Source organism: Seohaeicola sp. 4SK31, from assembly GCF_028802875.1.
Lineage (GTDB): Bacteria > Pseudomonadota > Alphaproteobacteria > Rhodobacterales > Rhodobacteraceae > Seohaeicola.
Genome location: NZ_JARAMP010000070.1, coordinates 1 through 2,659, shown reverse-complemented (window position 1 = coordinate 2,659; position 2,659 = coordinate 1). Strand labels below are relative to the sequence as shown.

Below are 2,659 nucleotides of genomic sequence, written 5' to 3'. Positions count from 1 at the left end.
TGTGACCTTTACCACAATCTGGCGCAATTTCTTCAGCGGTAAGTGGCGTGCTGGGGGAGATATCTGGAAGAGAAGTAGAGCAGACGTTCGGGCGTGATGCCGCGAAAGTCTGGTCTGAGCCCAGTGTAACCGGTGCTGCATCGACTACGAATGTCTGCTATCAACAGCAAGCCAAAAAACCTTCAACAACTGTTTGGGTTTTGAACGGGGTTTTTGGCGGCGTTGGACGAGGCGGTTTGCGCAGGTGCAAAAAACGAGCGTTTGTTGAGCGGCTAAACTCCCACTGGATACGGTGCATCACCTCTATATAATTCGCCGCCAACAGGACGCTGGCGGCGACGTGCATGACAATCTGGCTGGGGATGCGCTGCGCCAGCCGCATATTGGTGACAGGTCTTTCCGATATTACGCTTCCGGCGAACCTGTCACCCCTTATATTTCCTTTACCTTATCAAGAGGAACATAAAGATCACCGCCTTTGCGGAACTTCTCGGCCATTTTCGCCATGCCGTCCTTCTGCGCCTCGGCGCGGATATCGTGGCTGATCCGCATCGAGCAGAACTTCGGTCCGCACATGGAGCAGAAATGCGCGACCTTATGCGCCTCTTTCGGCAAGGTTTCGTCATGCATCGAGCGCGCGGTTTCGGGATCAAGCGAGAGGTTGAACTGATCCTCCCAGCGGAACTCGAACCGCGCGCGTGACAACGCGTCATCTCGGATCTGCGCTCCCGGATGCCCCTTGGCCAGATCGGCAGCATGAGCCGCAATCTTGTAGGTGATGACACCGATCTTCACATCGTCACGGTTAGGCAGACCTAGATGCTCTTTGGGAGTGACATAGCAAAGCATCGCCGTGCCGAACCAGCCTATCATCGCCGCACCAATACCGCTGGTAATGTGGTCATATCCCGGTGCGATATCCGTGGTAAGCGGCCCGAGCGTATAAAACGGCGCCTCGCCGCAGACCTCCAGCTGCTTGTCCATATTCTCCTTGATTTTGTGCATGGCTACATGGCCCGGTCCTTCGATCATCACCTGACAGTCATGCTTCCATGCGATCTGCGTCAGTTCGCCCAACGTCTCCAGTTCGGCGAATTGCGCCTCATCATTGGCGTCCGCGATAGAGCCGGGACGCAACCCATCCCCCAAAGAGAAGCTGACGTCATATGCCCGGGCAATTTCGCAGATCTCAGCGAAGTGCTCGTAAAGGAAACTTTCGCGGTGATGATGCAGGCACCATTTCGCCATGATCGAGCCGCCGCGCGATACAATCCCGGTCACCCGCTTTATCGTCATCGGGATCATATGCAGCCGCACGCCAGCATGAATGGTGAAGTAATCCACCCCCTGTTCAGCCTGTTCGATCAGCGTATCGCGGTACACCTCCCAGCTTAGGTCTTCGGCGATACCCTCGACCTTTTCCAGCGCCTGATAAAGCGGAACGGTGCCGATGGGTACGGCAGAATTGCGGATGATCCAGTCGCGGATGTTGTGAATATTGCGGCCCGTAGACAAGTCCATCACCGTATCCGCGCCCCAACGTGTGGCCCAGACCATCTTTTCCACCTCTTCCTCCATCGAGGAGGTGACGGCGGAGTTACCGATATTCGCGTTAATCTTGACCAGAAAATTACGCCCGATCCCCATCGGCTCGGCCTCGGGGTGGTTGATATTGGCGGGGATGATCGCACGGCCCCTGGCGACTTCTTCGCGCACGAAATCGGGAGTCACAAAATCGGGGATGGCCGCGCCCCAATCCTGGCCGTCACGTACCAGAGCCTCTTTCGCGGCCTTACGGCCAAGGTTCTCGCGGATGGCGACAAATTCCATCTCGGGTGTTATAATCCCGGCGCGGGCATAGGCCATCTGCGTGACCGCGCGTCCTGCCTTGGCTTGCAACGGCTTGTGGCGGACCGGGAATTCGGGCACCAGCCGGGCACCCTCAGCAAAGCCATTATCCTCGGGACGCACATGGCGACCCTCATAAAGCTCGATATCGTTGCGTGCGGCGATCCAGTCTGCCCGCAGGCGCGGCAGGCCACCGTTGATAGCGATTTTAGCGCTGGGATCAGTATAGGGGCCAGAGCTGTCATAGACCGTAACCGGCGGTTCGCCAGCCGAAGGGTGAAGATCAATCTCGCGCATAGGGACGCGAATTTGGGGATGCAGCGTTCCGGGCTGATAAACGCGCCGGGATGCCGGTAAGGGTCCAGTAGTAACGGTTGGTGTCAGATCTTTCATGAGTCAGTATCTCCGTGCTCATAGCAATGAGATCCAGCTCCGCCGTACTGAATGGAGAATAGCCACGCGATAAACGCCTGTAAAAAACAGGCAGGGCAATGCCGCACAGCCGAACACCATCCCTACGCCAGTATGAACTGGATCAGGTTCGTCGGGTCACTGCGCTATGCGTTGCCGCACCATCAGTTTCTCAGCCCCTTGTCGGGACCCCCCGGGTGAGAAAGGACTACGTTGTGCGCCAAGGGGGGCTTTGTCAACTGCTGTTCCCGTGGCGGTCTGACGGACCAGTTTTATCAGGCCTCAGGGGGTTTAAATGTAGCCAGAAATTAATGTCATCCGTAAGGGTGTGATTCAATATCAATATGGTAGCCGCTCACTTTTACCGGAAGTGAAGCAGCACAGCTCGTTCAAAAACCAC

Annotated in this window: 2 protein-coding genes and 1 riboswitch; both genes read right to left on the bottom strand. The window is 56.5% G+C overall.

Features of this window, described 5'->3' with window-relative positions:
* Positions 1-160: 160 nt before the first annotated feature.
* Positions 161-382: a hypothetical protein gene (locus tag PVW27_RS21340; RefSeq protein ID WP_157865441.1), complete on the bottom strand. Its 222-nt coding sequence runs from the start codon at positions 380-382 to the stop codon at positions 161-163.
* Between the two features lie 50 nt (positions 383-432).
* Positions 433-2,241, bottom strand: coding sequence for a phosphomethylpyrimidine synthase ThiC (gene thiC, locus PVW27_RS21335; protein WP_012187122.1), 1,809 nt, complete (start codon positions 2,239-2,241; stop codon positions 433-435).
* 101 nt (positions 2,242-2,342) lie between these two features.
* A riboswitch (TPP riboswitch) is annotated at positions 2,343-2,465 on the bottom strand.
* Positions 2,466-2,659 lie beyond the last annotated feature (194 nt).